This is a genomic window from Floricoccus tropicus, assembly GCF_001832905.1.
Classification (GTDB): Bacteria; Bacillota; Bacilli; order Lactobacillales; family Streptococcaceae; genus Floricoccus; species Floricoccus tropicus.
This window is the reverse complement of record NZ_MKIR01000024.1, coordinates 106,492-131,761: the sequence shown is the minus strand read 5'-3', so window position 1 is coordinate 131,761 and position 25,270 is coordinate 106,492. Positions and strand designations below refer to the sequence as shown.

Annotated in this window: 23 protein-coding genes; 3 read left to right on the top strand and 20 right to left on the bottom strand. The window is 32.7% G+C overall.

Going from position 1 to position 25,270, the window contains the following annotated elements; all coding sequences use genetic code 11:
- Positions 1–75 precede the first annotated feature (75 nt).
- Complete coding sequence (gene ald, locus BG261_RS08660) at positions 76–1,188, bottom strand: alanine dehydrogenase (RefSeq protein WP_070792927.1); 1,113 nt, start codon at positions 1,186–1,188, stop codon at positions 76–78.
- A 201-nt stretch (positions 1,189–1,389) separates the two neighbouring features.
- Here ald and BG261_RS08655 point away from each other — a divergent pair, with 201 nt between their 5' ends.
- Positions 1,390–2,424: an NADP-dependent oxidoreductase gene (locus tag BG261_RS08655; protein ID WP_070792926.1), complete on the top strand. Its 1,035-nt coding sequence runs from the start codon at positions 1,390–1,392 to the stop codon at positions 2,422–2,424.
- A gap of 327 nt (positions 2,425–2,751) precedes the next feature.
- Here BG261_RS08655 and BG261_RS08650 read toward each other — a convergent pair whose 3' ends face one another.
- From BG261_RS08650 to BG261_RS08605, 10 genes are all read right to left on the bottom strand, one after another.
- Positions 2,752–3,477: a hypothetical protein gene (locus BG261_RS08650; protein ID WP_070792925.1), complete on the bottom strand. Its 726-nt coding sequence runs from the start codon at positions 3,475–3,477 to the stop codon at positions 2,752–2,754.
- A 79-nt stretch (positions 3,478–3,556) separates the two neighbouring features.
- The gene (locus BG261_RS08645) at positions 3,557–4,237 is read right to left on the bottom strand and encodes a Pr6Pr family membrane protein (RefSeq protein WP_070792924.1); all 681 of its coding nucleotides are present in this window, start codon (positions 4,235–4,237) and stop codon (positions 3,557–3,559) included.
- Between the two features lie 74 nt (positions 4,238–4,311).
- Positions 4,312–5,388 carry a restriction endonuclease gene (locus tag BG261_RS08640; protein WP_143603384.1) on the bottom strand — a complete coding sequence of 359 codons (1,077 nt, stop codon included), beginning with the start codon at positions 5,386–5,388 and terminating at the stop codon, positions 4,312–4,314.
- Between the two features lie 224 nt (positions 5,389–5,612).
- Positions 5,613–6,575, bottom strand: a complete 963-nt coding sequence (locus tag BG261_RS08635) for a hypothetical protein (RefSeq protein ID WP_070792922.1) — start codon at positions 6,573–6,575, stop codon at positions 5,613–5,615.
- Positions 6,576–6,616: 41 nt separating this feature from the next.
- A complete protein-coding gene (locus tag BG261_RS08630; RefSeq protein ID WP_075201862.1) occupies positions 6,617–7,225 on the bottom strand; it encodes a KwaA family protein in 609 nt (202 codons plus the stop codon).
- A 19-nt stretch (positions 7,226–7,244) separates the two neighbouring features.
- The gene (locus BG261_RS08625) at positions 7,245–8,828 is read right to left on the bottom strand and encodes a hypothetical protein (RefSeq protein WP_070792921.1); all 1,584 of its coding nucleotides are present in this window, start codon (positions 8,826–8,828) and stop codon (positions 7,245–7,247) included.
- A 93-nt stretch (positions 8,829–8,921) separates the two neighbouring features.
- On the bottom strand, positions 8,922–10,130 hold the full coding sequence (locus tag BG261_RS08620; protein WP_070792920.1) for a DNA cytosine methyltransferase: 1,209 nt from the start codon (positions 10,128–10,130) through the stop codon (positions 8,922–8,924).
- A gap of 136 nt (positions 10,131–10,266) precedes the next feature.
- Complete coding sequence (rpsI, locus tag BG261_RS08615) at positions 10,267–10,659, bottom strand: 30S ribosomal protein S9 (protein ID WP_070786938.1); 393 nt, start codon at positions 10,657–10,659, stop codon at positions 10,267–10,269.
- Between the two features lie 13 nt (positions 10,660–10,672).
- A complete protein-coding gene (gene rplM, locus BG261_RS08610; RefSeq protein ID WP_070786937.1) occupies positions 10,673–11,119 on the bottom strand; it encodes a 50S ribosomal protein L13 in 447 nt (148 codons plus the stop codon).
- Positions 11,120–11,687: 568 nt separating this feature from the next.
- Positions 11,688–12,977: an adenylosuccinate synthase gene (locus BG261_RS08605; protein WP_070792919.1), complete on the bottom strand. Its 1,290-nt coding sequence runs from the start codon at positions 12,975–12,977 to the stop codon at positions 11,688–11,690.
- Positions 12,978–13,390: 413 nt separating this feature from the next.
- Between BG261_RS08605 and hslO the strand changes: the two genes are divergently transcribed.
- Together hslO and dusB are read left to right on the top strand one after the other, a co-directional pair.
- On the top strand, positions 13,391–14,266 hold the full coding sequence (hslO, locus tag BG261_RS08600) for an Hsp33 family molecular chaperone HslO (RefSeq protein WP_070792918.1): 876 nt from the start codon (positions 13,391–13,393) through the stop codon (positions 14,264–14,266).
- A complete protein-coding gene (dusB, locus tag BG261_RS08595) occupies positions 14,253–15,254 on the top strand; it encodes a tRNA dihydrouridine synthase DusB (protein ID WP_070792917.1) in 1,002 nt (333 codons plus the stop codon). The genes hslO and dusB overlap by 14 nt, the downstream gene beginning before the upstream one ends.
- A gap of 59 nt (positions 15,255–15,313) precedes the next feature.
- Here dusB and BG261_RS08590 read toward each other — a convergent pair whose 3' ends face one another.
- The 9 genes from BG261_RS08590 to BG261_RS08550 form a co-directional block, all read right to left on the bottom strand.
- The gene (locus BG261_RS08590; RefSeq protein WP_070792916.1) at positions 15,314–16,099 is read right to left on the bottom strand and encodes a glucosaminidase domain-containing protein; all 786 of its coding nucleotides are present in this window, start codon (positions 16,097–16,099) and stop codon (positions 15,314–15,316) included.
- A gap of 32 nt (positions 16,100–16,131) precedes the next feature.
- Complete coding sequence (locus BG261_RS08585; RefSeq protein ID WP_070792915.1) at positions 16,132–16,926, bottom strand: CHAP domain-containing protein; 795 nt, start codon at positions 16,924–16,926, stop codon at positions 16,132–16,134.
- A gap of 193 nt (positions 16,927–17,119) precedes the next feature.
- Positions 17,120–19,132, bottom strand: coding sequence for a glycosyltransferase family 2 protein (locus BG261_RS08580; protein WP_070792914.1), 2,013 nt, complete (start codon positions 19,130–19,132; stop codon positions 17,120–17,122).
- Between the two features lie 2 nt (positions 19,133–19,134).
- Positions 19,135–20,277 (bottom strand): glycosyl hydrolase family 8, encoded by a 1,143-nt coding sequence (locus tag BG261_RS08575; RefSeq protein ID WP_083318314.1) that lies wholly within the window; start codon positions 20,275–20,277, stop codon positions 19,135–19,137.
- Positions 20,264–21,454, bottom strand: coding sequence for a GGDEF domain-containing protein (locus BG261_RS08570; protein WP_070792913.1), 1,191 nt, complete (start codon positions 21,452–21,454; stop codon positions 20,264–20,266). Before BG261_RS08570 ends, BG261_RS08575 begins: the two co-directional genes overlap by 14 nt.
- A 22-nt stretch (positions 21,455–21,476) precedes the next feature.
- Positions 21,477–22,181 carry an EAL domain-containing protein gene (locus BG261_RS08565; RefSeq protein ID WP_070792912.1) on the bottom strand — a complete coding sequence of 235 codons (705 nt, stop codon included), beginning with the start codon at positions 22,179–22,181 and terminating at the stop codon, positions 21,477–21,479.
- A gap of 158 nt (positions 22,182–22,339) precedes the next feature.
- Positions 22,340–23,077, bottom strand: coding sequence for a helix-turn-helix domain-containing protein (locus BG261_RS08560; RefSeq protein ID WP_070792911.1), 738 nt, complete (start codon positions 23,075–23,077; stop codon positions 22,340–22,342).
- Between the two features lie 171 nt (positions 23,078–23,248).
- Positions 23,249–23,815, bottom strand: a complete 567-nt coding sequence (locus BG261_RS08555) for a helix-turn-helix domain-containing protein (RefSeq protein WP_070792910.1) — start codon at positions 23,813–23,815, stop codon at positions 23,249–23,251.
- A gap of 120 nt (positions 23,816–23,935) precedes the next feature.
- A complete protein-coding gene (locus BG261_RS08550; RefSeq protein WP_070792909.1) occupies positions 23,936–25,168 on the bottom strand; it encodes an MFS transporter in 1,233 nt (410 codons plus the stop codon).
- Positions 25,169–25,270: the final 102 nt, after the last annotated feature.

The following is a 25,270-nucleotide window of genomic DNA, read 5'->3' as shown; positions in this document are numbered from 1 at the left end:
TAAAATTTCAAGTCACAAAAAGACACTTAAAAATTTTTAGGTCTTTAAGTGTCTCAAATTAAGGATAAACAAATTTTATAGTAGATCATCAAGTGCTGTATATTGAATTTCAACATCACTTGCTACTTCACGGCTTGTAAGTTTGCCTTCGTAGGTACTAACTCCACGATGAAGGGCAATATTATTTTTCAACACCTCTGTCAAAGGATTGCCTGCTAAGATTTTAGCGTAAGCAAGGGTACTATTGCTGAGGGCATATGTTGATGTTTGAGGTACTGCGCCTGGCATATTTGCTACTGCATAGTGAAGTACGCCTTCTTTGATGTATGTAGGGTCATCATGAGTCGTTACGCGGTCTTCTGTCTCAAAAATACCGCCTTGATCGATGGCAACGTCGATAATGACTGACATATCTGGCATGCTAGCAACCATTTCGCGTGTTACTAGGGTTGGAGCCTTACGACCTGGAAGGAGAACTGAACCGATAACTAAATCAGCTGTCTTCAGACTCTCTTTAATATTAAAGCTGTTTGACATGAGAGTCTGAACTTGATTTCCGAAAATGATATCAAGTTCCTTAAGACGAGCGGGACTAACATCCAAAATTGTTACATTAGAACCGAGCCCTGATGCAATCTTAGCAGCATTCAATCCAACTACTCCACCACCGATGATGACAGTATTGGCACGTCGAACACCTGGTACACCTGAAAGAAGGATACCTTTTCCACCGTGTACGCTCTCAAGATAAGTTGCACCAATCTGAACAGCCATACGTCCTGCAACTTCACTCATTGGACTCAAGAGAGGTAGAGAACCATCCTCTGGTTGAACATTTTCATAGGCGATAGCATTTACTCCACCCTCCATCAAAGCTTCAACCAATGTCTTATTGGCAGCCAAGTGCAAGTATGTAAACAGTAAAAGTCCTTTACGGAAATAACCATACTCTTTAGGAACTGGCTCCTTGACCTTCATTACCATATCAGCTGACCATGCTTCTTTTGCGCTTTCCACAATTGTCGCACCGACACTCTTATAGTCCTCATCTGGAATACCAGACCCAACACCTGCTCCAGTTTCCACTAAAACAGTATGTCCATCATTGATTAAATCAAATACTCCCGCAGGAGGTAACGCCACACGATTTTCATTATTTTTTATTTCTTTAGGAATCCCAATTAGCATTTTTTATCCTCCATATTGTTTTATAACTATTATAAATGTATATAAACAGATAGTCAAGATAGGCTATTCTTCGAAAAAAATATTTACTTATACTTTTCAGAAAATCAAAATCTATTGGTTGACTTTTTTAAACCATTATCATAAAATACTTTTTAGTTAATCGTTTAAAAATATAAACCATAGATAAGGAATAGATAAAATATGAAAGCAGCTCAAATCACCCACTACAAACAGGAAATGCCAGTAATTACAGATGTTGAAATCCCAACTATTAAATCGACTGATGTATTAGTAAAAATAGTTGCTGCAAGCATCAATCCAATTGATCTCAAGACTAAAGATGGTGGACTCAAGATGCTCTTGAAATATAAAATGCCACTTACCCTTGGAAGCGACTTTTCAGGAGTCATCGTTCAAATTGGTTCAGAAGTTACAGACTATAAAATTGGAGATGCAGTCTATGGGCGAGTAGAAAAGAATCGAATTGGGACCTTTGCTGAATATATCGCAACTAGCGCTAATGTAGTTGCTCCATTGCCTAAGAACCTTACTTTTGAAGAGGCAGCCTCTATCCCCCTTGTAGGGCTCACAAGCTATCAAGCACTCCGTGATATCATGAACATACAACCTGGTGAGAAAGTACTCATTCAGGCAGGATCTGGTGGAATAGGTACAATAGCTATTCAAATTGCTAAAATGCTTGGAGCATATGTTGCTACCACAACAAGCAAAGAAAACTTTGAACTTGTAAAATCCCTCGGTGCTGACCTTGCAATTGACTATAAAACAGAAGATTTCATGCAAATCCTATCTGATTATGACTATGTCTTTGATACCCAAGGTGGAAAAATACTTGAGAATGCCTTTAAGATAATTAAACCAGATGGAAAAGTTGTATCAATATCAGGATTACCAAATGAACGCTTTGCAGATGACTACCGCGATTCTGACGGAAAGAAACTTCCACTATGGAAGAAATATGCCTTTAAATTCGTTACCAAAAACCTAACAAAACTTGAACACGAAAGTAAAGCAGAGTACTACTTCCTCTTCATGCGACCTGACAGAGAACAATTAAGAACACTTACTACACTACTTGAAGATGGAACACTACATCCAGTCATAGATAGAATAATACCTTTCGAAAATATTGACCAAGCCTTTGAATATTCTAAGTCAGGCAGAGCAAAAGGAAAAATTATTTTGAAGATGACAAGTGAGTTTGATGAAAAATGATAATATAAAAGAAAAGAGTGCCTCTACTGAAAGCACTTCTTTTTAAATTAATTTTATTTATATATTTATCCAAAACTACTTGTTTCTAATTGACTTTTTCTCCTGTAAGAGATAACTCAGTCCTTTAAGCAGATACCCAAGAACAAGGAAAGCTATCAGCAAAAGTCCAACATTCTTAAACACCTGTGGGCAACCGTACTTATCAGCATTGATGAAGAAGTAAGGATAGTAACCACCCTGTGAGTTAACAGGAATCTTGAAGCTTGCATACAGAATAATAAAGATACAGTAAATAATATTCTGTAGTTTATCGATTAAATAGATGAGTTATATATAACCTACATAATATTTCTTGTTTAAATCTTTTGCACCACTACTAAACAATCTATTATCTCCATCCATTGAGAATAAATCACTAATTGACAATGATATCTCTTCATTAACTTTCTGATTGCCTAATTCTTTACTACTTTCATAGTTATAAAACCCTACTCGATTGTACATTGAATTCAATTTTTTTTGAACAGTTTCATCAAGAGAAACATACAATTTTTTACTAAATACCACCATTGTTATATCATTTTGAAATAAAATTTTCCAATTTTTCACCAAAGATTTTAAACAATTTTCAAAAATTAAAAACTGAAATTCCTCATGGCTATCTTTAATTTCGTCTTCTAAGTAAACAGTCTCTATACTTATCCACTTAGATATAAAAGAATCAGTATACTCAAAAAGTTTATTTTCAAATTCTGAGTCGCTGACATCACTATACATTTTTCTTGCAAAAAAATAATTCATAATTGTATCTTCCGCAATAGCATCAGCCGAATAAGAATAATCATTTTCGAAGTCGCTCATATGGCCAACTAAAGTCATAAGTTCAACTTCCTCAGAATCAAAATACTCCTCTTCATCATCGCTAGTGATCTCTTTCAATCCACTATATGTAGCAAAAAATCGAAATATAGGATCACCGATTTCCTTGGCATATTCATCCATTGAAATTTTTATTTCAAGTTTATCATAATCAAAATTATAGCTTTCGCGCATTTTTTTCTCCTCCTATAATATACATTTAAATTAAAACGTTGAAATTCGAAATTTTCTAGAATCTTGTGTTAATAATACATTAGTAACGATAGTGATAACTCTTATCATAAAGCAAGTAAGATAAGCCTTTTAGCAGATACCCAAGAACTAGAAAAGCTACCAGCAAAAGTCCAACATTCTTAAACACCTGTGGCCAACCGTACTTATCAGCATTGATGAAAAAGTAAGGATAGTAACCACCTTGTGAGTTAACAGGAATCTTGAAGCTTGCATATACGATAGTAAAGATCCAGTAAACCAGCGGAATAACCACCCAAGTTAGTGGATGCAGCTGCTTTGGATCCCTATGACGCGACAGAAGCAACCAATCAATAAAAACCATGACTGGCGTATAAGTGTGAACCAGGAAGTTAGACAGATTAGTCAGTGAGTAAGGCGATGAATTAGGAAGAGTCGGTGCCAAAATAAAATTGTAAATCAGCCCAGTAACTACAATCATCAACATCAACCCACTCATAACATTGGGCGAAAAGTCTCTCCATTCAAAGTGACCAAACCTCTTGCGACTAAGCAAATATCTAACAAGCAGATAAGAATATGCAAGAAAAATCACCAGATTACTAAGAATCGTGTAGTAAACCAAATGCTTAAGACTAAAACGACCATCAAAAAGCCCCATCTCCTTCAGCAAACCATAGCCACAGCCTAGAATGAGGAAGAACCTGAAGATGAATAATGAAATTGATTTTAAATTGGGCATGGGGGCTCCTCGGTTATTTATTCATATACATATATTGTTAAGCCAATAAATATTTGTTGATTATACTTAAAAAACTACACTATATCTTCAACATCTTTAAGTCCATAAAAATTTTCATATGTTCCTAATTCACTAATTTCTACTTTATATTTACTATCTGTTAACTTAGTAAATATCATACTATCGATATTAAACTCTCTTAACATATCATAAGTTACTATAGTTCCTTCCTTAAGTTCAAAGACTGTACGTAGTAACCAGTTGCCTAATAAGCGATTAGGGTTACTCATAATAGCTTTACTATCCTGCTGACAAACTTTAGCACTTATCAATTGTCCATCAGGTAGTTCCAGTTCAAACGGCGTATCTCTCGAAGGAAAAAATTCTCCTCTCCTTCTATCTTCTGCAGGATAAGGAATATATATCTCATTTAAATCACGGGGTCTTCCATTAGCATTCCATTGGTTTAAGCCACTTTTTTCGGGAACAAATTTTATATCATTTTTAGTAGAATACAATTTTAGACATAGCTGATTATTATTCGTCACTTCAATTTGTGAATAGGATTTAATTCCACGAGTACTTAGTTCAGATATAATTTCATAAGGATCTTCATAAATTTCTACATCAAACCGTTCAAGAAGCTCCATGTCATTAAAAATCATAAAAAGTGTATTTTTAGAACGACTAAAATGATATGTATGTTTACCATCATTAAAATAAGTATTATTATCATTCCCTTTATCTTCAATAAGTTCAATATTTGGAATATCGATTTCATCAAATGTTGTCTCATAAATACACATTGATTTTGGTATACGTTTAATAATATGATAAAACATATTGTGTAAGCCATGAGCATTCTTTGTAGTTCTAATTCGAATATTCCTCAATTCTGCAATTTTCGTAATTAAATCTATTCCAACCAAATTATCATAACTTGACCTTAGACGTCCAAATTCGGCAACTTTCTGATCATCATTGCCAACCCATGTTTTCAACCCTATACCAATTCCAGAAGTACTATTATAAGCATCAACTGAATCATCGCTTCTTGCATTATTATTGACATCAAAGTATTTAGTAAAAATATTTTCATGAACCCTATAATACAGATATGGGCTTTCAGATTCAGAAAATAAACGCGACATATTGCCAAATATAGTTAACATATTTTTATAATTTTTTTGGGATTCTATTGACTGATGTTCATAAAACATAATACCTCCAGGGGTTCAAAAGATGGATACAATCCTATATAATATTCTGTTAATAAATAAACAATAAAAACTAGAACTGTAATATTCATAAAGTTTACTACAAAAAATCTTCAACTATTTTTAATAAATATAAATTACATTATCTAATTTATATTTTAAATTGTTATCTCAATATCCCCTGATATTAATCTCTCAACTATAGAATTATGAATTATAGCCACAAAAGTCTTTGTAGATTCATTAGTGACTTTAATTTCCTTTTTTTCATCATCAAAATAAACTTGAATATCCTTTGATAACTTACCAACAGCCTTCTTAATTTGTTCAATTTTATAATGATCAGATTTTTCTCCTGAATATTTTGAAAGTCTCCTAACAGCTCGAGCACTCATAAATAAGCTTTGTTCCACTGACTCATCGTCTAACCCTATGAAAATATAATTTTCTTCAGATATTTTATACTCTCCACTTTTAAACTTGTTGATAGTTTGTCTTGATTTTTCCTTTACATTTTCATTTAGAGTCAGCATCTTTTCAAATCTATTTACATCATAAACAAATAAATTTTTGCTAATTTTATCTATTCTTGCTGTCACTGCTGTAGGTATTTGAATGCCTTTGGGAACATCAAAAACTAAAGTATCTGAAGTAATTGACACCGATAAGATAGATCTTTTTTTAAGTACTGAATTAGTTGATACTTCTAAAAAAACTAAAGAGTTAGAAAATTCTATTATTAAAAATTTTATACCTTCATTTTCTTCGAAATTTTTTATTTCGTTATTCTTACTATTATTCTTAATTTTTTCGAATTGGATTATCCTTATATCATCAGCTGGATTTTTAGATAAAATTTTATCTATATTAAATTTAAATTCTTTTAAATAGCTATCTTCTTTTATAGAATCTAAACTTATTTTGTAAGGAATATCTTGTATTAGTGAATTTTCGTTATAATTTTCAATTTTATTTTCATCCTCTATTTTTTTCTCCAAGTCCGTATTGAAAACTTCAAGAACTTTTCTCTTTTCTACATCTCCTGTCTGCAATCTATATATTCGGAATAGTTTTGCATTTTTTGATGTACAGACATAAATGCGTTCAATATTTTTTTCCATTACTTTTCCCTCTACACATTCATTATTTAAAATACTATTTTTTATGTTTTTTTATACATTGCAATATACATTTTCGACTTATATGTATCACCTATCTGATAGACTTTAAATTCCTCATATTTCGTTGATTTAAATGTAAATACGTAATCGTTTTTTTTAGTAGTTCCTAAATTCATACCTTGAATTATCAATAATAGATTTGGAAACATATCTGAACTATTCATTATTAATATATAAAGTATGATTTGTGTTATAAGAAATGCAATAAATGTTATTTTAGGAGAATTACCAACTAAAATTACTGCAGGTAAAATATTTCCTAATATAAATGATACAACACCACTGTTTAATTCCTTAAGATTTCTTTCTTCAAATAAATTTACATTTTCATTACCAACTCTATCAGTAGTTGAATTTATATATTGAGATATCAAAATTAATTTTAATATCAATGACATAGCTACGAAAAACAAAATAAAAGCAATAATAATATTATCGATATTATTAAGAATAAATTTTAATATATCTTCGTATCCATTTTTTTCGGCTATATATTTATCTTTAAATCCAAAGAGAAACAGAATATAGGATGGTGACATGGCAGTAATAAAATAAAGAATTTTATACCAAATTTTTGTACCATTAAACATATACACCTCCACTAAAATATTATTTATTTATCCAACCCCAAGCATCATTAGGTGGATTTTTTTCATCTATCCAAATAAATTCAATTCCAACTCCTCTTTCAGTATTTTTGAATTTACTTAATCTTATTGCATTGATCCCTATCTCATCCAATCTTTTTTTAGTCAACGGCTCTCTAGGTTTTAACTGAAATATTCCTCTTAAAATCCATTCTCCAAGAATAGATTGTTTATCTTTAGACTGAATTGATTTTCCATTATCTTGATTTATGTATGCCTTTATAGAATCTCCTGATTGCATAAACTCTAAGTTGAATACTCTTTTTTCTTTGTCCAACTTCAATTTGCTTGTTCCTTCTTTAAAAGTTCCAATATTTTGACCAAAAAAATTCGGATTTTCGTCATGAAATTTTTTAGAATTTGGTATTGGTATATACATTTCGCTAACCGGTCTATATAATGTTGACTGTAAAGTATTTATCAATTCTTGACTATCAAATTTTTCAGCATAGCTAAACAACTCATCTCTTATTTCTTTCATTTTTCTTTTGTCTTCGGTTGTTTTCCATTTAGATAAAAGTATTATTTTCAATTGGCTTATAAGATAGTCCATTTCATCAGCTGATAAAATATTGGTATATTTTTCTTCTATTTGATCAATTCTTTTAATCCTCGAATCCTTACCAAGTTTAGTCGCTCCATCAAACCCATTAAACCCCGAGCTCTCTTCAACTTCTCCTTTTTTATTTGCAATCATCCATGATACTGTCTGTTCAATTTCATTTAAATCATTTGTTTGTTTTTTTTCTGACAATAAATGCAAATTTTCAAAAATTGAGAACGGGTCATTCACATAGTTAACATCCCATTCATCAATAACAATATCATTATTTTTAAAAGACATATATAGTTGGCTATCAGCAGATGTATACTTATAATCATGGTTTCCGTCTGTAAATTTAAAATTTGTTGGATTTTTATTAGAAGTTGCTCCTATTATTTTTAAATTATCTATATCGATAGGTGAATATGAAGTTTCTCCAACCCATATTTTTGGACAATCTCCCTTTTTAGATGGCATAAGCACATGATACACGGCTTCCACTGAGATATCGGTCGCTTTGAAGCCTTTTATTAATTCCTTTGAAGATTTGATTCTATCATTTCTCAGATATGATATTTTAAGTGCCAGATCTTTGTATAAATTTTTATTTTCATCTTCATGATTTTCATTATTCTCTACATTATATTTTATCTTTGATAATATTGATCCCCAATCATCTGACACACTGTTACTTTTGAACTGAGCAATTTTCTGATCACCTGAACTAATACCAAATGACTTTATTCCGATTAAATATTTTTTATTATTATCAAGTTTTAATGATACATCATATGATGTATTTGCAATATCTTCTGCAACACCTCCGAATGATTTTTGAAAAACTGTTTCTTGAAATTTTGAATTTACAATTGGTGCTACATAAAGTTCTTTTTCCCCATACATTTCTTCTGCCTTCTGTGAGAAAGCCTCACTCAAACTTGCAAAATTTGTTATTAAAGTTTTATATTTTTGTTTATTTTCTTCTTTTAATTCTTCCCACATATTATTTTATCCTCATACCTCATACCTCATGGCTGTGTATTCTTGACTATAATATAACAAAAAAGAACCCACTAATCTAGTGGGTTCTTAATTTTATTCATAACTGTAGAAATCCATTTTCTTATTTTTCGATAATCCATTTATGTACTCATTTTCAAGTATAAAATGAATATTATTTTCTTTTCTAAAATTTTCTAAATCGATTTCATTTTTTGCAATATAAATTAATTCAGACTCTCCTTCAAATTTTCCATTCATCTTAGTATGCATAATATGAAAGGAACCATCATCAACTAATTTAGCTTTATATTCAGAATCTGAAATTTCTAATGATTTAGCAATGTTTTCCGCAATTCTTTTAATGACCGGAACAACAACACTATTGCCTGCCTGTTTATATAGATGACTATTGGCTATAGAGGGCAATTTAAAGGTGGATGGATATCCTTGCACATTAAATGTCTCCCTTGGAGTTAATTTTCTAATCCCATCTACTGCCTTTATTAAAGGAACATTATGTCCACCTGTTCCCATATTTGCTGTTAATGTTGGAACAACCCCAGATTTATTTTCACGGACATACTGTCTTCTCCACTGATAGATGGAATTATCATCTATAATTTCGTTGACTAGCTTGTCATAAAAAGGTTGACGCCCTTGTTTATAATAAAGAAGATCATCCTGTGGAGTTTTAAAATCAATTACATCACTAAGGCTAGTTGTTAATTCAATTTCATCAGGAAACTGAAATGCTTCAAAAGATTCCATATTTCTAAAACCAACAATATATATCCTCTCCCTATTTTGAGGTATGTTCCCATAGTCCTTACCATTTAAAACTTTCCATTTTATTAAATAGCCATTCATGGTTAATGCTTCTCTAATAATTTTGAAAGTATTTCCATGATCATGAGTAACCATATTCTTTACATTTTCAATAAATATTGATTGTGGTTTTTTTGATTTAATAATCCTCAACAATTCAAAAAACAAATCTCCTCGATCATCTTCAAAGCCTTTCCTATATCCAGCAATACTGAATGCTTGACAAGGAAAACCTCCGACAATAACATCAGATTTAGGTACATCACTAGATTTAACATCTCTGATATCCCTCTCATCTAAATTCACATCAGGGTAATTTTTTTTATATGTAATTTGAGCATTTTTATCAAATTCATTTGCATATACCACTCTGAACTTACCTGTTTGTTCAAAACCAAGCTCAATTCCACCAACACCACTAAAAAAAGCTGCTATATCAAACATTTTTTCAGAAGTAGAACTTACAGAATTAGTCATATTAAATACCTTCCTACCATTAATTTTTTATTACAAATATTTATACGTAATTTAAATCAATTAATAGCAAACCCACCTCTCCATTTCTGGAAAAGTGGGTTTTGCTGTATAATATATATTCTTTCGAATCTGTATATTAACGTTTTGAGAATTGGCTTGCTTTACGAGCTTTCTTAAGACCTGGTTTCTTACGTTCTACCATACGAGCATCACGTGTTAGAAGTCCAGCGCGTTTAAGTTCGCTACGGAAGTCAGGGTCAACTTCAAGCAATGCACGAGAGATACCGTGACGGATTGCTCCAGATTGTCCTGCATATCCTCCACCGTTAACGTTTACTAAAACGTCGTATGCACCAACAGTTTGAGTAACGCCAAATGGTTGGTTGATTACTAAACGTAGGTCAGCATGTGGGATATATTCTTCAACAGGTTTGTTGTTTACTGTGATTTTACCAGTACCAGGTACTAAACGTACACGAGCTACTGAGTTTTTACGGCGTCCAGTGCCGAGATATTGTACTTGTGCCAATGTTCAGCCCTCCTTAAATTAATCCTGTGATATCAAGCACTTCTGGTTGTTGAGCTTGATGAGTATGTTCTGCTCCAGCGAACACTTTAAGTTTCATACCTTGAGCACGTCCTAGAGTGTTGTGTGGAAGCATACCTTTTACAGAAGTTTCGATAAGACGGATTGGGTTCTTAGCGCGAAGTTCTCCTGCAGTAGTTGATCTTAAACCACCTGGGTATAATGAATGACGGTAGTAAATCTTGTCAGTAGCTTTTTTACCTGTAAGTTTTACTTGTCCAGCGTTGATAACGATTACGAAATCACCTGTGTCAGTGTGTGGTGTAAATGTTGGTTTATTTTTTCCGCGTAAGATGCTTGCAACAACTGCTGAAAGGCGTCCTAGAGGTACATCAGTTGCGTCAACAACGTACCATTTACGCTCAACTTCACCTGGCTTAGCCATGTATGTAGTTTTGTTCATGATATCTCCTAATATTTTCTGTCTTTGTTTACTTGTGAATGCCGTTCCTTGCATTCGTTATTTTCTGGTTTCCGGGGCCAAAAAATGGTGGTAAACAATACCGTTTATTATCTTACCGTAAATTTGTATAGCCGTCAAGGGGTTTTACTTGAAAAGAACAAAAATAAAAGAAATTTATTACTTTAAATCGCAATTTTCAAAACCAATTTACGTATAAATATTTAAGTACACTTCATAGTTTTAAAGAAAGAAAACGAAGCCCTAACCAAAGAACTCCGTTTAAATACAAAATAATAATTATCAAATATCCATTTGTTTAAAAGAATATATGACAAATTGTTTGTGGCTAGGAAACGCGCCACAGATAGAACCTACTTATCACATCATCACTACATCTACAGTAAAGCCAGAGTATAATATATGAAATGCAAGAAGATAAGTTAGGATAGATAAACTTAATTATCTTATATAATCGAGATAAAATAGATGGGGTACGAGGAGATGAGGAGCGATAGAACTTATGGTTCATCGCAACGAAATCGACGACGTAGCACGCTATTTTAGACGATTATATACCCCAAACAGATTCTAAGACGTTAGTCTGGTCACGATCCGGCCCAACAGAGAAAGTAGAAATACGTACTCCTACAAGTTCACCTACACGACGAACATAATTACGGGCATTTTCTGGAAGTTCTTCTAGGGTACGGACACCTGTGATATCTTCTTCCCAACCTGGAAGTGTTTCGTAGATTGGTTTACAACGTTCTAGAGTTTTAAGGCTTGCTGGGTAGTATTCGATTCTTTCACCGTCAAGGTCATAAGCGACACAGATTTTAACTTCTGGTAGTCCGCTTAGTACGTCGATTGAGTTAAGTGAAAGGTTTGTAAGTCCTGATACACGGCGAGAATGACGCATTACTACTGAGTCAAACCATCCAACACGACGTGGACGACCTGTTGTAGTTCCGTATTCATGTCCGATTTCACGGATACGTTCACCAGTTTCATCAAATAATTCAGTTGGGAATGGTCCATCACCTACACGGCTAGTGTATGCTTTACATACTCCGACAACTGTTGAGATTTTAGATGGTCCTACACCACTACCGATAGTTACACCACCAGCTACTGGGTTTGAAGATGTTACGAATGGATATGTACCTTGGTCAATATCAAGCATAACTCCTTGTGCACCTTCGAAAAGAACACGTTTACCTGCATCAAGAGCATCATTTAAGATTACTGAAGTGTCAGCAACATATTTTTTAATTTGTTGACCATATTCATAGTATTCGTTAAAGATTTCATCATAGTCAAGAGGTTCGCTGTCATACATTTTAACAAATAGACGGTTCTTCTCTTCAAGATTGATTCTTAAACGTTCAGCAAAGATTTCTTCGTCAAGAAGGTCTGCGATACGGATACCAACACGCGCTGCTTTATCCATGTAAGCAGGTCCGATTCCTTTGATAGTTGTACCAATTTTGTTATCACCCTTAGCATCTTCTTGAAGTTGGTCAAGTTTGATATGGTATGGCAAGATAACGTGCGCACGATCTGAAATACGAAGATTTTCAGTAGTTACACCATTTTCATGTAAATATGCAAGCTCTTTAACAAGAGATTTTGGATTTACTACGACACCATTTCCGATTACAGAAATTTTCTCTGGGAAAAAGATTCCTGATGGGATTAAGTGAAGTTTATATTTGAAACCGTCAATGACGATAGTATGTCCCGCGTTATCTCCACCTTGATAGCGTGCGATAACTTCTGCATTTGCACTAAGGAAGTCAGTAATTTTACCTTTACCTTCATCTCCCCACTGAGTACCTACAACAACAACTGATGACATATTTTTTCTCCCTAATTTTTACTTAGTTACAGTTTATTATACCAATCTTCAGCCCATCTTTCAAATAGTTCGAGTTTAAAAGTCGAATATTAAGCTTGTTTTATAAATAACTTTCTCAGAAAAGCGAATATTGTCTAGTATTTTAAATTAATATTTTTGAATTTCCGAACATAAACAACAAATATCTAATATTTAACTGCTATTAAATATTAACTCAATATATTCCATAAAAAGTTTTTCAGTGTCCTTTTTTTGATCATTATTCTTCTGAAAATAATATTTATGCAAGATTTATGGGATTCTTTTTCTAAAGAGAGAAAAGAAAAACTGCTTTATATGGGATTCTAGGCAGTAATGGGGTAAAATGGGTAAAAGTATGTTAAAATATTTTGTACTAATTAGGAGATTTAATCATGGATAAAATAATTAAAACAATATCAAATAATGGACATTTTCGTGCCTATGCACTAGATGCCACAGAAACTGTAACTACTGCCCAAGACTTACATCATACTTGGTCAACTTCTACTGTTGCTCTTGGACGTACTCTCATTGCGGCGCAAATTTTGGGAGCAAACCAAAAGGGTAACGACAAGATTACTCTAAGAATTTTGCCTGATAATGAGCAAGTGGGACCAATTATTGTGGTCGCTGATAGCCATGGTAACGTTAAGGGATATATGAAGAACAACGAGATCGACTACAAGAAAACTTCGACAGGTGAAGTAATTGTCGGACCTATTCTTGCACCAGGATGGTTTGTAGTTGTGAAAGATATGGGATTAAAGAATCCTTATACTGGTCAAGTACCTTTGGTAACTGGTGAAATCGGTGAAGACCTTGCTTACTATCTTACAACTAGTGAACAAACTCCATCTGCTGTTGGACTAAATGTCTTACTTGATGGTGAAGACAAAGTTAAGGTTGCGGGTGGCTTCTTAGTTCAAGTAATGCCTGATGCTACTGAGGAAGAAATTGCACGTTTTGAAGAACATGTACAAAAAATGCCTGCTATCTCTCAAATCTTAGAAGAAGAAAATCCGCTTAAATCAATGCTTGATGCCATCTATGGTGAAGACGAATATAAGATTTTAGAAGAAAGTCCTCTAGCATTCAAATGTGATTGTAGTAAAGAACGCTTCGCTGAAGGTTTAGCAAGTCTTGGAAAAGATGAGATTCAAGCTATTATTGACGAAGATCATGGTGCTGAAGTTACTTGTCAATTCTGTACTAAGCACTACGATTTCAGTCAGGCTGATTTGGAGGAAATAATCAATGCAAATGGATAAAAAATACAACTCGCCTTGGAAAATCGGTAATGTGGAGATTCCAAACCGTGTAGTCGTAGCGCCGATGGCTGGTATCTCGAACAAGGCCTTCCGTGTAACTGCTAAAGAGTTCGGTGCAGGACTTGTGGTCGTTGAAATGATTTCTGATAAAGGAATCCAACACCGTAATAAAAAGACTCTATCAATGCTTGAAATGGATGAAAAAGAACATCCAATTAGCTTGCAGATATTTGGTGGGGATAAAGAAACTCTTGTCGAAGCTGCTCAATTTATTCAAGAGTATACACCTACTGATATAATTGATATCAATATGGGTTGCCCAGTACCTAAAGTAACAAAAAATGAGGCTGGTGCTCGTTGGCTTCTTGATCCTGATAAAGTTTACGAAATGGTAGATGCTGTTACTTCTGCTGTTGATCTACCAGTCACTGTCAAAATGCGTACTGGTTGGGATGAAGAACATTTATATGCCGTAGAAAATGCACTTGCTGTTGAGAAAGCTGGTGGAGCTGCTCTTGCCATGCACGGGCGTACTCGCGTTCAAATGTATGAAGGTCATGCTGACTGGGATGTATTGGCTCGTGTAGCAAGTGAACTTACAATTCCTTTCATGGGTAATGGTGATGTAAGAACTCCAGAAGATGCTAAGCGCATGATTGATGAAGTTGGCTGCGATGCCGTCATGATTGGTCGTGCTGCCCTTGGTAATCCTTGGATGCTTCACAGAACTGAACACTACCTAAGAACAGGTGAACTTCTTGATGAACCATCAGTTGAAGAAAAAATGGAGATAGCTAAACTTCACTTGGCACGTTTAGTGGCTCTTAAAGGAGAAATGCTTGGACCACGTGAATTCCGTCAACACGCGGCTTATTATTTAAAAGGTGCTCCACGCGCTGCAAAAGTAAAAGTTGCTGTCAACCAAGCCGAAACACAAGAAGAAATTATTACAATAATTGATGAATATTTGGCTCAATTGCCGAAATAATAAATATATAAAAGACCTAGAAACATTTTGATTCTAGGTCTTTTATATATTAAATATTACTATTTGAAATCACAAATTCTCTTATATGCATTAGCTGTCGCATCATTATTTGTCCAGTCAAAAATTTTAATTTTTTGAGCTTTTCCAGTCTTTTGTTCTGCTACTTGGCTATACACTGCTTGCAGTACACTCCATTGTGCTGGATCTGTCAATACTTTCATTGTAGTTCCATGTACATAATATATAGCGCTTCCTTGTTTAAATGCAAATTCTGTCATATCTATTTCTCCTTCTTTATATTCATCGTAATTAATTTTTGAGTCAATCTGTTCTAACTTCCCAGGATTTTGTCTAATCATTGAATTATAGGTTGGAACCGTCATGCTTATATAATGATCATAGCCACTTTCTGCATAGTCATATCTAGCTCCACCAACTTTAAATAATCCCTTTGTATATGCTTCAATTGTATCCGCACCTTCTACATTATATAGTCCATTTCGTTTAGAGATTAGAAAGGCATACGCCTTAAAAAAGTCATTTAGTGTTGAAAAGTGAACGTAGTAACCACCTTCATTCACTGGACGAGCAGTTCCTCTTCGCATACTTATTCCAAAATCTGTTGGAAGTGAGAACGGCTCAGAAATACCACTCCAATTGTTATCAATACGTCCCACATTTGAATCGCCCCAATGACTTTCTATAAACATTTGTGTGATTAAGAAACTCGGCTTTAGATTATATAGCCTAGCTGCATTAATTACCAATCTAATATTTTCTTGAGAAATTAAGTATTGATTATTTTTCAATGCACCACCTGAATAAGTGCTCTCTCCTAAAACCATAATATCTCCTTAGTTTATTCTAATAATTAAAACTACCCTTTAAAATCACAGATTTTTTTGTATGCCTCATATGTAGGCTTATTGTCTGTCCAATCAAAGATTTTAATTTTCTGTGCTTTTCCTGTTTTGCGCTCAGCTACTTGACTGTATACTGCTTGAAGTACACTCCATTGTGCTGGATCTGTCAATACTTTCATTGTAGTTCCATGTACATAAAACATTGCAGTACCATATTTAAATGCAAATTCCGTCATATCTTCCTCTTCCCCTTTATCCTCTTGTACTAGTCCATTAACATTTTTCAGTTCATCTACTAAATAGTTATTTAAATCTACAAACGTTACACCTGTTGAACTATTAAATGTACTTAAAGAACGTATTTTTACAATAGTCCCAATGTTTGGATATGCTCCATCCAATCCACCATATTTAAATCCATAGTTTGCTTCACCAGTAATAACATTATTTCCATCAATTCCAAGTACAATTCCTGTATGTCCCTCTTTTTTAGTACCATAATTACTATTAGGTCCTGTGATAGAAAATAATGAAAATGCTTTCGGAGTATTGCTAATAGTGAATTTTCCTTGATTAGCATTTACAAAATTCTCCACCATTTTATACCCTTTACCACTCGGTTGTGCCACATTAATACTATCAACAGTATAATTTTTTAAAAACCATTGACTAAACAATGTACAGTTAGAATGTGAATCAGGTGAACCTCCGTATGTACCATAGTAAACTCCTGGATATGTAGGCATTGGTGCATCTAAGTATTTTTTCATTAGATTCTTTGCCTGTTCAATCGTTAATCCTGTTGCCATTATTTTTTTCCTTTCTTTCTTTTTTAATCTAGATTAGGTATTTGTTTTTATAAAGTACTTTATGTATATATAATACATTCAAATTGGATATTACTATTCCCAACTTATACCCATAAAATACCTATTCCTACAAAAAAAGTAGCTGTGGTCTTTTCCACTGCTACTTTTTATACTGTATACTTATAAATTAACTCTAACCTTTTTTTGGTTTTTGAAATACTTTGAAATGATTACGTATGAGTGATAAGAAAATCACTGAGATACTATTGTTATATCTAACTGGCTTATAGATTGTTGAAGCAAGAGCATAGGTTTGAGAAATAATATATGAATAATTTTCTTCAGATAGATTTACATAAGAAATTGCCATATCTACTTGACCGTCTTTCACCTTATTACGACTAACAGTACCTTCAATAGTATGTCCTTCAATACTTATTAAGACCCTAATCCCGTTTGAAACTACCTCTTCAAAGTTAGGAGCAATATCTTTGTTTAAAGTCATTGCTGCCCCAATTTCATTCCAGTCGTTTAGATTTCCTGTTCCTAATTTTTGTCCATCTAAGCTAAATACTTCAACATTCTTATTATCCGGGAAACGTTCAGCTTTTCTAAATCTTGGTCTTTCAAATGGCATGAAGGCAGCAAGAGCAAGAGCTGAAATATTATAACAAAGCCAGAAAACATTAATGTAAACAGCATTTACAGGTTCCTTAAACGGTACAATTCCAAGCATGATAAGTATTCCCTTAATCAAGGCTAAGATTGAAAGTGCAAGAATTACAAGTACAGGCATAGCTAGTCGCCAGTTATAATAAGTTTCATCTGTATTTACACCTTTTCTGGTTACAGCGAATTTATTTTTTGACAAGAAGAGGGCTTCACGCACTACAGCAAAGGACATGTATGGTGCCATTACAGTCTCGTAAACGTTGGTCAGCATGATTGTTTGACGACCTTCACTTACCGTATTAAAGGCAAGCTGTGACGATATGAAGGCTGGGAACCAAAAGAGCATGATTCCTGCAAGTGAGGCACGTAAACTGTAAACTCCGAATAAAAGAAAGACGATTGGAGCAAAGAGATAGATCATCTTATAAATCCCTGAGACCCAATAATGAATTCCATCCATATATATGACTCTCTGCATAAATGTAAGACCTTTGGTGAAAAGAGGATTCCATTTGCGAGCTACTTGAATATTTCCACGCGCCCAACGGTCTCTTTGTGTTATAAGGTCTCCAAATGTTTCAGGAGCAAGTCCTGATGCTAAGTTCTCATTGACAAAGGCTGTCTTCCAACCTTTAGCCTGAACTAACATTCCAGTCGCCATGTCTTCTGTAATTACACCTGTTGAGAATCCTCCGATATCTTCAAGAGCTTCTCGTCTAAAGACGGCGTTTGATCCTACGTACATAGTGGCATTATAGGCATCTTTTTGCGCTTCAATACTTTGCATAAAGAAGTCCTGGTCATTAGCTATCAGACCCTCTGAAAAAAGGTTAAATTGATATGGATCATTATTAAAGAAGGTCTGTGGTGATTGAATAAATCCAACTTTTTTATCAGCAAAGTAACCGATTGTTCTTAATAAGAAGTCTGAGCGCGGAACCATATCTGCATCCATTGTAACAATCAACTCACCGTCAGTGACATCTAAACCATTGTTAAGATTCCCAGCTTTTGCATGATCATTGTTATCTCGGCTTACATAGTTTACACCAAGTTTTTCAGAAAGAGCTTTTATCTCATCACGATGTCCATCATCTAAAACATAGACCTTATGAACACCTGGATAAGTCATATTCTTGGCCGCAGTAATGATACGACTAAGAATCATCTCATCCTCATTATACGTTGCGATAAATACATTAACAGTTGGATATTTACCATCCTCAAACTCTGCTAAGGTCTTAACTGGTCGTTTGTGCTTCTTAGCAAATAACAAGTAGAATACTGTAGACAGGAAAAATCCCCCGATTTCTGCTACATATAGCAATATTCCTGCTATTAAATTGACAATATTGTCATGTGGCATTGTAAAGAATAGTCTCCATACAAGGTATATAATCATTGCCACCCAATAAATAATTATAATTGTATTCTTAAAGAATTGATAACGAATTGCCAGTCGATATATTACAAAAACGACTAAGGCAAAAATTACATCGAATATCAGAATTTGTTGAAAACTCAAATTCAGCATGTTCAATTTTTTTCCTCCATATTTAAAATAGTAAATGCAGATAAAACCTGTAAAGTATCTGCGTAATAACTGCTCCCCAAAGCATTTTTCAAAGTCTCATTTTTACTTTTTACAGCCAGGTTACTTCCAGAATCTTCATAATTAGCAAGAACTGCAACTGGCGATGTAAAAGCAGTTGATGAATAGTCTACCAAATCTTGCCCGTTTAGTCTATAGCCAGCACTTATTGTTTTTCGTTCAGCGAAGAAAGCAAGCAATTTTTCTTTGGTCTGAGTGAGTTCTGCCCCAGTTCCTGCTAAGCGTAAAGGTACCCTATTAGCATTCCAATAGTAATCCCCATCATGTTCGCTTTCAAGAACTCTACCATTTGCTATCTGCACATCATCTCCATAGACTTGAATAAAGTCTGGCATCAACCCTGTGTCTGTTTTTAAGCTTAAATCATTTAAAACTTTTATCGACTTTTCAGCAATTAACTTCCAGGTATCTATCCCAGTTTTTTTATAGAAATACTGGTAATAAGGGACTATCAAATCAGATGTTCTTACTAAGCTATTCTTGTCCTCAGTTGACCTTGCCCAATCTCCTACAAGTAAAAGATTATTACTCGATTGATAATTATATTTTAATAAATCATTGAGAATAGAGTTTGCAATTTCTTTATAATTATAGTTTCCCTCACTACCCCACAATTCATCAGCCTCAAACAAGGCATAAGCAATATCTAAATCACCATCAGTAGCACTAGTATTATTTTCGTCACTTGTAACCATAGACGTTGAATTTACATCCTCAGTTTGTTTCCAAGCCATCAAGTCATTGTTTTCAGAAATAGTATGAGCCTTATAATACTCAGTTAGCTTATCAAAGTTCTCTTGTTTAGACCAACCTTTTTTTGACGCATCAATTTCAATAAGCATCCCATATCCTTGTGCTTCTGAAACTGTCATTCTCTTATCTTTCCCTGTATTTACAAAACTCCCTTGACTACTGTTTGATATATATTTATTAGACCAAGCTTCGTATAAATTTTTTACTTCTTTTTCATTTGAATTATTATTTTTTATTATTCGAAATCCTCCAATTATTATCAATCCTATTAAAAAAAATAATAATAGAATTGGTAAAATTTTATTTTTTTTCATTATTATTCACCTGCTTTAAAAAACTTAATAAACCTAGTTGCTCATTTATTTGTTCATCGTCTTTATATATTACTACTTGATTTCGTCCATTATTTTTTGATTTGTAAAGGGCTTTGTCGGCTTCCTCTAGCGCAATATGAACTACTTCCTTATCACCATCAACAACCTTACTTGATATACCTGCTGAAAAACTAACTTGAACCTTATCATAATCTTCCACACTATCATAATAAGTTACAAAAGACATTCTAAAATCATCCAAAAGATTTTTAACTTTTTTTGAATCAAGATTGAAAAATACTAAGCAAAATTCTTCACCACCAAATCGGAATATATAGTACTCTTCTTCTCTTAATTGGCTATTCATGTAATTACGTATCATACGAACCAAAGAAATCAATAAATTATTTCCTTCTATATGACCATATGTATCATTTACCTTTTTAAAATAATCTAAATCAATCATAGCTACGGTTACAACACTCGTATCCATTGGAAAATTTTCTAGAAGTTTAGTAAAACCTGAAAAATTATGGGCACCTGTTAAACTATCAATTTGAGATTTCTTCACTTCAGCATTCATTGCCTTAATATCTTGTAGCTGTATGTCATGAAATCTTCGATACAAGAAGACGACAACTAAAGAGCCTAAAAATACCAATACCTCTTCGTCTACTATAAATCCCTTACCATCAATTGTAATAGCCGCGGAATCCGAGCCTAAAGAAATTACCATATCAATTAAAAGAAGGAACACTATTTGTAACCATCTTTTCCTATTAATATCCATACTTTGTAATAAAGAAAATACTGTAAAATGAATTATTCCTATTAACATAATTCTTATTTCTGAGCCTGAATAATCAAAGTCATAGACACTATAATAAGTCATCATTAGTACAGGCGTTATGAGAAATAAATATTTTCCTTCTTTTGGCAAACAATAATATGCAATAAAGATTGCTAAAGTATATTCAAAACAATAAAAACCAACGAAAGTATAAGTAAAACTTAGTATAAAATATTCATATATGGCATAGAGTATAAGTAATAGTGCATATTTTTCTAATTTCGCAAACCTAGTACGTCCAGTCGTTCTTGAGATAGAATAAAATGATAAAAGAAGACTAGTCAATATAATAGGGACAAAAAATATTAAAGTAACAATCATTTTCATTTCTTAAGTGGGTCTCCAACACCTAATACATATCTTTTATAAGCGGCCAATAATATCCCTGTTGATAGGTAAAACCCGAGTCAGACAGCCTTTTACTTATATCCTCATTCTCAACGCCCTCAATAATAAATCGTTTGCCATGCCTTATAGATACCTGTCTCCATGCATAAATAAAATCTCTAACATCTTCCATCTTTGCATCCATGAAAGCTGTCAAAGTAAATTTCATTGTATCAATATGATCAATATTTTTTAAAACAAACTCCAAATTATTCTGACCAGTAGAAATATCATCTAAAGCGATTTGATACCCAAGTTGATTTATTTTAACTAAATAAAATTCCATATCAATTTGATCGTTCATGTGATCAGACTGTTTTTGAAATGGTTTGATATGTTCAGTTATTTCAATCATAATTTGAGATGAATAGGGTTTTAATTCATTCAAAAATTCCCATGTTGCTTCCTTATTTATTTGGCTGGGAAAAAGATTCAAAGAAAAATTATACTGAGGAAATGCGTCTAAATATTTTTTCATTTCTTTATGAAACCAGTATAAATAGTTTATATATAAATCTTCATCATTCATTAATTTAGTAAATAAACTTTCGGGAAATGATTTAGTCTCATGGTTCCTAAGCAGGACCTCAAACTCAATAAAATCCATTGTAGATTCTGTATTAACTATTGGTTGAAACAGTAAGTATAAGTCATCAAAGATATTCATTTTTCACTCCATTTATATATAGGAACTATAGTATTATATTACAATGATTTTACTAAAACATTAATACCACTGCAAGAATTAAGCTTAAGTATTCTATGATATTGTACTTTACTTAAATATAACTAAAAAAAAGCCTGTTTCGACAGACTTATATTATATTAATTAAGTACTACATCCTTCCAGATATCTCTACTTTGACTATAAGATTCTTCAATTAATTTCATATTTTTATCGAGATATTGTTCTATCTCTTCAAGTTCATTTTTACTATAGTGCACTACCTCGTCCGAAGACAACATTTTAGAAATAAGTTTAAAGCTTTTATCTAGATGAATAGTAATTGGTTCTTCCCTTTCGTCTGTGGTATTAATTGTTACATTAATGGTTGCGTAAGGATTTTCTTTTTCTTTAAAATGCCACTCAATTCCCTCGCTACTTACGAAAGAAAACATTTCCTTTTTATTATTAATATCTAGATACTTTGCTTTAGGTACAAGGCATTCGACATCTTTAAAATTTTTTGTATAGTATCTAGTATAATTATTCCAACTTTTAGCAAATGAATAGTCACAAGTATTCTTAATAAACCATGCAGAGCTTAAGACAATAAAAAGTAAGACGCACGCAATAATAACTTTATACAAAAATTTCAATAATTTTATTTGACTGTTATCTGCAATTAAATTTTCAACAATTTTTTCATCATCATTTAATAGAGAATCAATACTTATGTCTAAAATCCGACTGATTTGGAAAATCATTTCAATATCTGGAAAAGTTCGTCCAATTTCCCAGCTGGAGATTGTTGATCTTGAGACATTTAATAATTTACCTAATTCTTCCTGAGTATAGCCTCTTTCTTGACGAAGATTTTTTATTTTCTTCCCAAAATCCATTATGCCCTCCTCTTTGCTAACCTTATAAATAATAATATATACTATTATTTATATATTTAAGTCTTATTTTCCTAATTTTTTTGATTTTATTATGTGATGAATCATCACACTCAATATATTAGCTATTTAGAGCAAGTATACAAGCACAAAAAAAGCCAGTTTCCTGACTTTTTAATTGTAAATAGCTTTTACATTGTACTTTACATACTTTACAAAGAAGTTTACAAGTAGTTTTGTTATTCTCATAATTATAGGAAATGCTACAATTCCAATAACAAAGAAAATAATCGCGTAAACAGTCTGATCATTTGCATAAGCTTGAACCCCTGATACGTTAGCAATCAGTAATATTAAGGGGCTTGCAATAAATACTATATCCAAAAGCCATATACTAAACAAAACTGCACCTACCACGGTAAATACAGTCAATGCTAATAAAACATTGAAAATTAACACCCCAATTAAAGCAAACCAGTTAATTTTTGTTCTTGTCATCTTTTTTCCTCCCGAATCAATAGAATCTGCTTCATCACTCGAATCTGTTTTCTCAGAAACAAGCTGTTCAAGAGATAGATCATAGAGAGAACTCAATTCCTTAAGTACATATATATTAGGCATGGTCTTATTTTGCTCCCACCTAGATACGGTCTGCCTAGTTACATATAATTGCTCAGCTACCATATCTTGAGTAAGATTTTTATCTTTACGAGCCTTACTTAATGATTCACCTAAAGCCATATTTGAGTTCCTTTTGCCTTTCTCTTTATAATTCTATTATCTTTAAATTGTAGTAAATGACAAGCAACAAAGCTGTTACATGCTTATATATATTGGGTTTATAAACTTAATTTTTTAGATTTATCCTATATCTAATTTTGTATTTCTTGTTAGAAACAAAATTAAGAGTGCAGTGATGGAAATCACACCAACAAATAAAGCATATATAAATATCGAGTTAGTAACCAAACTTATTAATACTGTTGATATCAAAGCTGGAATTACCATAAAAAAGGTATTCATACAAGAGTTTATAATTCCCATTTTCTCTAATGGTGTATTCTTTAATATAATTACGCTAAATCTAATGTTAAATATCCCTATGGTAAAAGTACTTATCAGCAAACTCAAAACTGCTAACATTGGTAAATTTTTAAATATAAAAACAGAAAACAACATATTCCCAGCATATGAGATAGCTAGAATATTATTTGTTGACAACCTTGTAAAGTATTTTGGCCCTAAAAAGTTACCTAAAAGTCCAGATAGAACAATTAATCCCTGAGTTATTGCTACCGAATATGCCAAATTGATAATTTGAAAATCTTTATTTTGGGATAAGTAGATTGACAATACAGGTATAGTCGTTTGCGAAAAACTATTAAGGCAAGCAGCAAATAAGAAAAAATTCCTTATTGATTTTTCACTAATTAAATCTTTCAAACTATATAAAATATGGTTTACAACGTCCTTAATATGAGTAAACTTCCCAACTTCAATCTTCTTCTCAACCTCAATTAATTGACTACTTATTGCCTTTACACCAAAAGCAACGAAAAAGAAAGTTAAGGCGTTGAAAAAAGCCAGTAATTGAATTCCTAATACTCCTAATAAAGCCGCACCAATTAAATTAGCAAACATATAAATAAAGTTATGAAAGAATGAGTTAATAGCTAGTGATTCCTCCAAATCATCTTCATCTACTATCAACTTGATAAATGGTGATATGCATAGTTCTACATATGAACCAAACAAATCGCTGAGTGCATTTAATATACCAATTATAAGTATTCCTATAATGGAATTTGATTTTAACATTATTATTCCAATCAAGAGATAACAAAATCCCCTAAAAATCCCTGATTGGAAAAATCTCTTTGTTCTCTGCCGGGTCGAATCAGCTAAAACTCCAAGAAATACTTCAAAAACTCTTGGAAAAATCTCAGAGATACTGATTATCATTATAGCTATTTTTGGATTAGATAAGTTTGAAGCATATGATAAAAGGGCGATATAGTAAAAACTATCACCCAGCATACTAATCCATTCAAGACTACGCCATTGGTAATATAATTTATTATTTTTTAAAAACATTTATTCTCCTAAATAAGGTTTCCCTCTTCAATTTGTGTAACATAAAAAGACTTTTACATACACAAAAGTTTAATAAATATCGGAATTGTTTTTAAAAAACAT

Bases quoted from the DNA above. Each gene is read 5' to 3' on its own strand.
- ald (WP_070792927.1), bottom strand. From the start codon at position 1,188: ATGCTAATTGGGATTCCTAAAGAAATAAAAAATAATGAAAATCGTGTG.
- BG261_RS08655 (WP_070792926.1), top strand. From the start codon at position 1,390: ATGAAAGCAGCTCAAATCACCCACTACAAACAGGAAATGCCAGTAATT.
- BG261_RS08650 (WP_070792925.1), bottom strand. From the start codon at position 3,477: ATGCGCGAAAGCTATAATTTTGATTATGATAAACTTGAAATAAAAATT.
- BG261_RS08645 (WP_070792924.1), bottom strand. From the start codon at position 4,237: ATGCCCAATTTAAAATCAATTTCATTATTCATCTTCAGGTTCTTCCTC.
- BG261_RS08640 (WP_143603384.1), bottom strand. From the start codon at position 5,388: ATGTCGCGTTTATTTTCTGAATCTGAAAGCCCATATCTGTATTATAGG.
- BG261_RS08635 (WP_070792922.1), bottom strand. From the start codon at position 6,575: ATGGAAAAAAATATTGAACGCATTTATGTCTGTACATCAAAAAATGCA.
- BG261_RS08630 (WP_075201862.1), bottom strand. From the start codon at position 7,225: ATGTTTAATGGTACAAAAATTTGGTATAAAATTCTTTATTTTATTACT.
- BG261_RS08625 (WP_070792921.1), bottom strand. From the start codon at position 8,828: ATGTGGGAAGAATTAAAAGAAGAAAATAAACAAAAATATAAAACTTTA.
- BG261_RS08620 (WP_070792920.1), bottom strand. From the start codon at position 10,130: ATGACTAATTCTGTAAGTTCTACTTCTGAAAAAATGTTTGATATAGCA.
- rplM (WP_070786937.1), bottom strand. From the start codon at position 11,119: ATGAACAAAACTACATACATGGCTAAGCCAGGTGAAGTTGAGCGTAAA.
- BG261_RS08605 (WP_070792919.1), bottom strand. From the start codon at position 12,977: ATGTCATCAGTTGTTGTTGTAGGTACTCAGTGGGGAGATGAAGGTAAA.
- hslO (WP_070792918.1), top strand. From the start codon at position 13,391: ATGGATAAAATAATTAAAACAATATCAAATAATGGACATTTTCGTGCC.
- dusB (WP_070792917.1), top strand. From the start codon at position 14,253: ATGCAAATGGATAAAAAATACAACTCGCCTTGGAAAATCGGTAATGTG.
- BG261_RS08590 (WP_070792916.1), bottom strand. From the start codon at position 16,099: ATGGTTTTAGGAGAGAGCACTTATTCAGGTGGTGCATTGAAAAATAAT.
- BG261_RS08585 (WP_070792915.1), bottom strand. From the start codon at position 16,926: ATGGCAACAGGATTAACGATTGAACAGGCAAAGAATCTAATGAAAAAA.
- BG261_RS08580 (WP_070792914.1), bottom strand. From the start codon at position 19,132: ATGCTGAATTTGAGTTTTCAACAAATTCTGATATTCGATGTAATTTTT.
- BG261_RS08575 (WP_083318314.1), bottom strand. From the start codon at position 20,277: ATGAAAAAAAATAAAATTTTACCAATTCTATTATTATTTTTTTTAATA.
- BG261_RS08570 (WP_070792913.1), bottom strand. From the start codon at position 21,454: ATGAAAATGATTGTTACTTTAATATTTTTTGTCCCTATTATATTGACT.
- BG261_RS08565 (WP_070792912.1), bottom strand. From the start codon at position 22,181: ATGAATATCTTTGATGACTTATACTTACTGTTTCAACCAATAGTTAAT.
- BG261_RS08560 (WP_070792911.1), bottom strand. From the start codon at position 23,077: ATGGATTTTGGGAAGAAAATAAAAAATCTTCGTCAAGAAAGAGGCTAT.
- BG261_RS08555 (WP_070792910.1), bottom strand. From the start codon at position 23,815: ATGGCTTTAGGTGAATCATTAAGTAAGGCTCGTAAAGATAAAAATCTT.
- BG261_RS08550 (WP_070792909.1), bottom strand. From the start codon at position 25,168: ATGTTTTTAAAAAATAATAAATTATATTACCAATGGCGTAGTCTTGAA.